This is a genomic window from Mesorhizobium sp. M7A.F.Ca.ET.027.03.2.1, assembly GCF_003999175.1.
GTDB lineage: Bacteria > Pseudomonadota > Alphaproteobacteria > Rhizobiales > Rhizobiaceae > Mesorhizobium.
Genome location: NZ_RZOM01000146.1, coordinates 1 through 8536 on the forward strand (window position 1 = coordinate 1; position 8536 = coordinate 8536).

Here is an 8536-nt window from a genome sequence, read left to right on the forward strand (position 1 = left end):
GTCCTCGGTGATATGCAGATCGCTGCCGCAGATGCCGCAGGCGGCGACACGCAAGACGACCTCGCCCGGTGCCGGCGTCGGGTCCGGCACCGTGCCGATCCGCAGCGGGACGCCGACCCTATCGAAGATGGCGGCTTTCATGAATCCTCCTCGTCAGCGGTTCGGGTCGACGAGCTTGCGTCGGATCGGGAACCATGGTGCATCCCACCGTTTCGAGATCAGGCCCCAGATGCCCGTCCGGGCGTAGAGCGCGACCAGAAGCGTCATCAGGCCGAGGACAACGAAATAAGTCGCGCCGTATTCGCCGAACCAGCGGTCCGCGATGAAGAAAATCAGGGATCCGATCAGAACGCCCTCGATGGAGCCGATTCCGCCGACCATGACGATGAAGATCGCGACGTTCGCCCACATCGGATCAAAGGCCGATCCCGGGGTGATGCGGAGCTGCGCCATGAAATAGATCGCCCCGGCAAGACCGCAGCCGACCGCCGACGCGACGTAGATCAGGAAGCGCAGCTTGACGACATTCACGCCCTGGCTCGCGGCCGCGACCGGATTGTCGCGCATGGCGATCAGCGCAAGGCCGAAGCGCGAGCGAAGCAGCCAATAGCTGCCGCCCAGCGTGACGAGCAGCATCCCCGCGCAGAGCAGCGACATGGCGACATTCCGCTCGAAGGCCGAATAGTCCTTCATCACGCGAAGCGACATGCCCGCGCCGGAATTGACGAGCGGCAGGTTCGAGGCGGTCAGCCGGAAGACCTCGGCCACCACCCATGTGCCGATCGAAAAATAGGGGCCATCCAGGCGATGCAGCAGCAGGTAGATCGGCACGGCCAGCGCGGCCGGCACCAGCAGCGAAAGGAAGACCGCCACAAACGGATTGATGCCGTAAGTCTGGGCCAACACGAAGAGCGCATAGCCGGCCGCTCCCATGAAGGCATGCTGACCCACCGAGACGAGGCCGGCATAGCCGGCGAGCAGGTTCCACAGCTGAGCGACGGCGATGTAGCAGCACAGCACCAGAATCGACCGGATCGTGCCGGTCGAGGCCCACCATGGCATGGCGGCGACACCGATCAGCGCCAGCACAGCCAGCGTCATCGCGATGCGACCGGACCGGGTCTGGCGTTGGACCAGGACCTGAGGCACCTCGGTTGCCACATAGGGGATCGCACTCATGACAATGCCTTTCCGAACAAGCCCTGCGGGCGGGTCGCCAGCACGATCAGGAAGACGATATGTCCGGCGAGCACGCCGAAGCCCGGATCGATGCGGAAGCCGATGGCCTGCGAGATGCCGAGCACCATCGAGCCGGCGAAGGCGCCCCATACCGTCCCCATGCCGCCGATGATCACCGCTTCGAAGGCGTAGATCAGCTGGGCAGGTCCGTCGGCCGGCGCGACGGTCGACCGCAACGCCTGGAAGACGGCTGCAAAGCCGAGGATGCCGACCGCTGCCGCTGTCGCCATCGCATAGACGGCGCGCGGATTGATGCCGGTCATCGCCGCTGCCTCGACATCGGCCGACGCGGCGCGGAGCGCCCGGCCGAAGCGCGTGCGCTTCAGAGTCAGGTCGAGGCCTCCTGTCAACCCCGTGGCGACGGCCAGCACGATCAGCGGCAGGAGGCCGACATAGATACCGCCGATCTCGATGGATTGACTCTCTATTCCATGGCCGGGCAACGATCGGCTGTTCGCGGACCATATCTGCAGCATCAGGTTCTGCAGCGCGATCGACAGTCCGAAGGTGGCGATCAGCGAGGGCAGCGGATCGCTGCCCACCACGCGGTTCAGCACGGCCTTCTGCAGCACCCAGCCCATCAGCACCGCGAGCGGCACCAGTAAGATCAGCACAGGCAGCGGTCCCAGACCCCAGGCCGTGGCTATCGAAATGCCTATCAGCGACAAAAGGATCACCAGATCGCCATGGCTGATGTTGACGATCCGCATGACGCCGAACATCAGCGCCATGCCGAGCGCATACTGGGCATACATGCCGCCCAGCAGGACCCCCTGCACCAAGGCGTCAAACCACTCCATGGCCCGCTCCAAAATAGGCTTTGCCGATCTGCTCGCGCGTGATTTCGGCGGACCTGCCGGTCAGGGTCACGCGCCCCTCCAGCATGCAGTAGAGGCGGTCCGTAGCGGTTCGAGCGAGGCCGACATCCTGCTCGACCACGATCATCGCCGTTCCGGTGGCGCGGATTTCGGGCAAGGCGGCATAGATCTCGCGGATCACCTTCGGCGCAAGACCAAGGCTGATCTCGTCGCAGAGCAGCACGCGCGGCTGGCAGAGCAGCGCGCGGCCGATCGCCACCATCTGCTGCTGCCCGCCCGAGAGGCTTTGCACCTGCGTGCGAGCCTTCTCCTTGAGGATCGGGAACAGCTGATGCAGACGCGGCAGCGTCCATCCGCCCTTGGCGCCCATGCGCGCAGCCTGGTCGATGGCGACGCGCAGATTGTCCTCGACCGACATGCCGGTGAAGAGCCGGCGGCCCTCCGGCACAATGGCGACGCCCTTCTGCACCATGCGGTCGGTGGCGGTGCCGCCAACAGCCTCGCCGTGCAGCAGCACCATCTCGCGCCCGACCGGGAGCAGGCCCATGATCGAACGCAGGAGCGTGGATTTTCCGGCCCCATTGGCGCCGATCAAGGCCACGGCCTCACCCTGGTGCAGCTCTATGTCGACGCCGTAGAGCGCCTGGAAATCGCCATAGCGGGCCAACAGCCCGTGGGTGGAAAGAACGGGCGTCATCCCTCGATCCCCATGTAGACGCGCTGGACCTCGGGCAGCGCAATCACTTCGGCGGGCACGCCTTCGGCGATCTTCTCGCCGAAGTTCAGCACCAACAGCCGGTCGGCCACCGCCAAGAGCGCGTGCAACACATGCTCGATCCACACAATGGTGATGCCGCGGTCGCGTATGCGGCGCACCAGCGCCACCAGCGCCTTCGATTCATCGTCGGTCAGCCCACCCGCGATCTCGTCCAACAGCAGCAGCTTCGGATCCGACGCCAGCGCGCGCGCCAGCTCCAGCCGCTTGCGATCGAGCAGAGTGAGCGCGCCGGCCGAGACATTGGCCTTGTCGGAGAGCTCGCAATCGCGCAGGACCTGGGCGCAGAAAGCATAGCTCTGCTTCTCGGATCGGCCGCCGCCGAAAGCGGCGGCGACCAGCAGGTTTTCGAAGGTGGTCATGCCGGAATAGGGACGCGGGATCTGATAGGTCCGCCCGATCCCCATCTGGCAGCGCCGGAAGGGCGGCTCGCCGCGAAGCGCGGTGTCGCCGAGCTGGATCTCGCCGCCGGACGTCTTCAAATCGCCGCTGATCATGTTGAACAGCGTCGTTTTGCCCGCCCCATTCGGGCCGAGGATGCCCAGCACCTCGCCCCGATGCACGTCGAAGCTCACCTCATGCAGGACGCGGACAGCGCCGAAGGACTTCGACACGCCGTGCGCTTTCAGCAGGATTTCCCTACCCATAACTCTGCCCGCGTTCCCGCTCATGTCACCAGGCGATCGGCTGGATAGCCTGCTGCGGCGCGAAGAGCTGATTGACAGTGTTGTCGACGATCTTCAGGTCATAAGGCCATTTCTCGCCCTTCACCCACTGGCCGCCGAAGATCGGCGTCTTGCAGATGTTCTTGTGGGGCGAGCCGTCGAACTTGATATGACCGACCAGCGTCTGCAGATCGGTAGCGACCAGAGCGTCACGATTGGCCGCACGGTCGAGCGGATTGGAAGAGCGCTTCAGTATGTCGAGGGCGACCTCGAGCAAGGCATGCGAATAGCCCAGCGGCTGCGTCCACTGGCGCTTCGTATCGGCTTCCCATTCGCTGGCGATGTCGCTGCTGACCTGGCCGGTCAGCGACGACTTGAACGGGAAGGCCGGGGTCCACCAGACCTCCGAGGACATGCCGTTGCCTAGAGGACCCATGGCCTCGACGCCACCCGGGAACAAGAGCGCCGCCGCCACCGTGACCGCCTTCGGCTTGAAGCCCTGCTGGTTGCACTGGGTGACGAAGGTCTTCAGATCGTCGGGATAGGTAATCCCGCCGATGATCTCGCAGCCCTGCTTCTTGAACTCGGCTATCTGTGCGGAAAAATCATTGGTGCGGGGCTGGAAATAGCCGGGCACCACGACCTCGTAGCCGGCCTTGCGGGTCGGCGCTGGCAAGCCATATTCGTCGTTGCCCCAGGTCTCGCCGTCGATGTTCTGGGGGAACAGCATCCCGACCTTCTTGTTGGTCTCCAGATGGTTCCAGAGCCCGACGAAGGTGTTCAACGCCTCGTCGAGGCCCCAGAAGAAATGATAGGTCCAGTCGAAGGTCTGCTTGCCGCCGCCGCGCGGCATGATCACCGCTTGCCAGGGAGCGCCCGAGGAAATGCAGGGCGTTTCATAAAGCTCGGCCTGCTCGGCCGCGGGCAGGATCGTGTCGGTGGTCGAGGCCGGCACGAGCAGATGCACCTCGTCGTTCAGGATCAGATTGCCGGCGATTTCCGATGCCTTGTTCGGATTGGACTGGCTGTCGCGGTCAAGAATCTCGATTTCGTAAGTATTGCCGTCGGCGCATTGCAGCTGGCCGCCGAGCAGGGCGCGGATCTTCTGCAAGGTGTAGCCATCCGTTTCACCAAACAGGGCGAGCGGTCCGGTCGTCGGGCTGAGATAGCCGAGCTTGATCTTTCCCGCCGTCGCGGCGCGCACATAGGCCGGCATGCCCAGCGTGCTGGCGGCAAGGCCGGCTCCAATCCCCTTCAGGACGCTTCGGCGGCTGGGCCGCAAGCCCGATTTCACCAGTCTGTTGTAGTAGCTCATCGTCGGTTCCTCCCTGGGTTAAGTTTCTCCGGCCCACGGGACCGGTCTCAGTTCAAAGCGGCTTCAGGTCATCCTCAGCAGTGAGCCGCCATCAATGACGATCAGCGAGCCCGTGACGTAGGACGCGGCCGGCGACGCCAGATAAAGCGCCAGGCCCTTGATCTCTTCCGGGTCGCCGATCCGACCGAGCAGCGACTGGGCCTCGAAGGCCTTGCGGTCCGCCGGATTGCGCAGCCGGCCGCCGGCGATGTTGGTGATGAACGGTCCGGGCAGGATGGCATTGATGCGGATGTTGTAGGCGCCAAGCTCCATCGCCATGTGGCGAACGAGATGGTTCACCGCGGCCTTGGCGGGCATGTAGGGTGTACCCACGATGCTCTCGTTGATCAGAGAGGCGATGGACGACGTGACGATGATCTGGCCGCCGCCATTCGGCTTCATGTGCCGCACGGCATGCTTGATCGTGGTGTAGACCGAGGTCAGGTTTATCTCGATCACCTTGTCCCAGTGCTCGTCGGGCAGGTTCTCGATGGCGCCGTCGGGGTTCCTTTCGCCCGTCGGGGTGTTGAAGCCCGGCCCGGCATCGATCCCGGCATTGGCGAACACGATATCGATCGAGCCCGCCTCCCCGGCGACCTTGTCGAAGGCTGCGGCCATGGCCGCGCGGTCGCCGACATCGACAACCTGGCCCCAGACATCGCCACCCACCGCCCTGATCGCGGCCACGGTCGTGTCAAGCCCGGCAGGGTTCAGGTCGAAGATACAGACCTTCGCCCCGTGCTCGGCCATGATCTCGGCATAGGCCTGCCCGATGCCGCTGGCGCCCCCGGTGACGATCACCGACTTGCCTTTGACATCGAACATCTTTTCAAGTGCGGCCATCAGTTTCCTCCCTTGTGCGACAGCACGAAATCGAACTCCACGTCGTAGAACGGGGCCGCAACCTCGACCCTGGCGGCAGCTTCGGCGTCTTCGACCTTGCGGAATTCGGCGAGCAGGCTCTTCTTCACGCCGAAGACGGCATCTGAATCGATGTACGGGTCGTCCGGGTCGAAGATGTGCGTGGTCAGCGCTTCGAAGCCCGCGGCCTCGACGATGTAGTGGAGATGCGCCGGACGATTGGGGTGACGCCCCAGGGCGCCCAGCAGCTTGCCGACCGGGCCATCATCCGGGATCGGGTAGTATTTGGGCTTCACTCCGCGAAACCAGTAGCGCCCGTCCATGCCGGTGCGAAAGACGCCGCGCAAGTTGAAGTCGGGTTGGATGCCCTTCTGCTGCACGTCGTAGAAGCCCTCGTCATTGGCCTGCCAGACGTCGATCTTGGCGCCTGCGATCGGGTTGCCCTCGGTATCGAGGATGCGGCCATGCACGAACATGGGCTCGCCCTTCTGGTCGAGGCAGATGTTGGAGCCCATCGGCAGTTCGGGGGCGTCGGCGACGTGGAAGGGTCCCAGCACCGTCGATTCCGAGGCGCCCGACGGCTTGCGGTTGTTGATCGCATCGACCAGCATCGAGACACCGAGAACATCCGACAGCAGGATGTATTCCTGCCGCCACTCGTTGCAGATCTGGCCTGTCCGCGTCAGGAACATGATCGCGCCGAACCATTCCTCCTGTGTCGGCTCGATCTCCTTCACCGCCTCGTGCAGCTTGCGGGTGATGACCTCCATCACCTCTTTGAGCCGCTCGTCCTTGGCGTTCCTGTTCCGCGCCACCACGACCTCGGCCGAGTTCGCTTCGGTGAAATAGCCGGATTCGTGTTCATCGATCATGCGATCCTCCTCAGCGCGCCAGAACGGATTTCAAGACCCGGCGCAGTTCGGCCGCCGGATCGGCCGCCAGCGTTTCGGAACGCCAGGCCACATGATGGTCGGGACGAACGATCAGGCAGCCGTTGTCGCGGATCTCCCGCGCGCCGGCCCAGTCGCCGGTATGATCCTCGATCGCGCGGCGCGGGCCGATCACATGGCTGCGGATCGGCAGACCGAGCTCCGCGCCCACCGTCTCCGCCGCTGCGACCCACGCCTCGCCGCCGATGCCGGTCAACAGCGTGAACTCGCCATGCCCGCAAAGATCGAGCGTCGAGACTTTCCTGCCGGAGCGCTCGAAGACCCAGACATGCGGCAAGCGCGCACCGGGCCACGTTGTCGGCGCATAATGCAGCTCGCGATCCTTCTCGAAAGGCGGCTCGCCCTGGCCGTCGGTCACCACCGCGCCGGAGGCATAGCGCTGGTTCATCTCGACGCCATGGGCGTCGAACTCGTACTTCTTGAAGGCGATGGCCTTGCGGAGCGCCTCGCGCTGCGCTTCGGCGACGGGCGTCGCATCGGCGCGAGCCTCCATGTTCCTGTGGATCTTGTCGTGATCCACGCCGCCGTCCATGCCGAGCGCCTCGAAGATCGGTCCGAATTCGGCGATGGACTGGTTCGCCCGTGTCACGATCTGGCGCGCGATCGGTGCGCGCTCGGCCGAGAAGCTGTCCAGAAGCCCGACCCCCGCCTGCCCCTTGACGACCTTGGCAAGCTTCCAGGCGAGGTTGAACCCGTCCTGGATCGATGTGTTCGAGCCGAGCCCGTTCGAGGGCGGATGCCGGTGCGCGGCATCGCCCATGATGAACACCCGCCCCTTCTGCATGTGCGTGGCGAAGCAGTTGTTCACGGTCCAGGTGTTGGCGCCCAGGAGCTCGATCTCGAGCGCGGGATCTCCGACCAGTTGACGCGCGACGCTGGTGGCCAGTTCCGGCGTCACTTCAGGCGGCGGCTGGTTGATGTCGTAACCCCAGACGATCAGCCATTCGTCCCACGGCCGCACCATGCGCACGAGACCCATGCCGATGCCGCCGACGTCGGCGCCGGGCTGCATGACCCAGTAGAGGACGCTCGGCCGGTGGGCGACATATTTCGAAAGATCGGCCCTGAACAGGATGTTCATCGAGCCGCCGACGCCCATCTTGCCCTCGAGCGGCAGGCCCAGATGCTCGGCCACCAGCGAGTTGCCGCCGTCGGCGCCGACGAGGAACTTCGACCGCACGGTGAAATCCTTGCCCGACAGTCGATCGTGGCAGGTCGTCGTCACGCCGTCCGCATCCTGGACATGGCTGACATATTCCGTGCTCATGCGGGCCTGCGTGCCGCGGGCGCAGGCCGACTTGAACAGGATCGGCTCCATGAAGGTCTGCGGCAGATCGTTCATGAAGCAGGGAGACGACAGGAGATGTTCGGCCTTGGAGAGCGGATGGACGCCCCAGCTCTTCATGCGGCCGATCTCCTCGCCGGCCAGGCTTTCGCAGAACACGTTCTCGCCCATCAGCTCCTGCGGGGAGGCGTGCATCATGGCCTCGGCCTCTACCTCCGGCCCAAGGTCTCGCAGCACTTCCATCGTGCGCTGGTTGGTGATGTGGGCACGCGGCGTGTTCGACAACCAGCGATAGCGATTGACGATCATGTTGGCGACGCCGTAGCTGGACAGCAGCGCGGCGGTGGCCGAGCCGGCCGGGCCAGTGCCGACGATCAGCACGTCGGTTTCGATATCCGCCATCAAATTCCTCCCTCGATCTTCGGACCGGTCAGCCTGCGGCGAACCGGAAACAGGTGCAGGCCCTTGCGGGACGCGATCAGGCCCCACAGCCCCTTTGGTGCAAAAAGCATTACGACGACGGCGATGAGGCCGAGCGTCATCAAGTACCAGCTGCCGTAGTCGGCCAGCGCCGAGCGCAGCGCAAAGA

Annotated in this window: 9 protein-coding genes and 1 pseudogene; all 10 read right to left on the reverse strand. The window is 64.6% G+C overall.

Annotation, left to right across the window (positions count from 1 at the left end):
• Positions 1–141 (reverse strand): alcohol dehydrogenase catalytic domain-containing protein (locus tag EN750_RS09210; protein ID WP_148669940.1); only part of this gene is annotated, 141 nt, incomplete at its 3' end.
• 12 nt (positions 142–153) lie between these two features.
• On the reverse strand, positions 154–1179 hold the full coding sequence (locus EN750_RS09215) for a branched-chain amino acid ABC transporter permease (RefSeq protein WP_127396227.1): 1026 nt from the start codon (positions 1177–1179) through the stop codon (positions 154–156).
• Positions 1176–2039, reverse strand: a complete 864-nt coding sequence (locus tag EN750_RS09220; RefSeq protein ID WP_127266427.1) for a branched-chain amino acid ABC transporter permease — start codon at positions 2037–2039, stop codon at positions 1176–1178. The genes EN750_RS09215 and EN750_RS09220 overlap by 4 nt, the downstream gene beginning before the upstream one ends.
• The gene (locus EN750_RS09225) at positions 2026–2754 is read right to left on the reverse strand and encodes an ABC transporter ATP-binding protein (protein ID WP_127396228.1); all 729 of its coding nucleotides are present in this window, start codon (positions 2752–2754) and stop codon (positions 2026–2028) included. Before EN750_RS09225 ends, EN750_RS09220 begins: the two co-directional genes overlap by 14 nt.
• Positions 2751–3479 carry an ABC transporter ATP-binding protein gene (locus EN750_RS09230; protein ID WP_127396229.1) on the reverse strand — a complete coding sequence of 243 codons (729 nt, stop codon included), beginning with the start codon at positions 3477–3479 and terminating at the stop codon, positions 2751–2753. Before EN750_RS09230 ends, EN750_RS09225 begins: the two co-directional genes overlap by 4 nt.
• Positions 3480–3504: 25 nt before the next feature.
• Positions 3505–4812, reverse strand: coding sequence for an ABC transporter substrate-binding protein (locus tag EN750_RS09235; protein WP_127396230.1), 1308 nt, complete (start codon positions 4810–4812; stop codon positions 3505–3507).
• A gap of 63 nt (positions 4813–4875) precedes the next feature.
• Complete coding sequence (locus tag EN750_RS09240) at positions 4876–5694, reverse strand: SDR family NAD(P)-dependent oxidoreductase (RefSeq protein WP_127396231.1); 819 nt, start codon at positions 5692–5694, stop codon at positions 4876–4878.
• The gene (locus tag EN750_RS09245) at positions 5694–6584 is read right to left on the reverse strand and encodes an intradiol ring-cleavage dioxygenase (RefSeq protein WP_127396232.1); all 891 of its coding nucleotides are present in this window, start codon (positions 6582–6584) and stop codon (positions 5694–5696) included. The genes EN750_RS09240 and EN750_RS09245 overlap by 1 nt, the downstream gene beginning before the upstream one ends.
• A 10-nt stretch (positions 6585–6594) precedes the next feature.
• Positions 6595–8349 (reverse strand): FAD-dependent monooxygenase, encoded by a 1755-nt coding sequence (locus EN750_RS09250; protein WP_127396233.1) that lies wholly within the window; start codon positions 8347–8349, stop codon positions 6595–6597.
• Positions 8349–8536: pseudogene (locus EN750_RS09255) on the reverse strand (branched-chain amino acid ABC transporter permease); the annotation flags it as partial. The pseudogene EN750_RS09255 and the gene EN750_RS09250, both read right to left, overlap by 1 nt.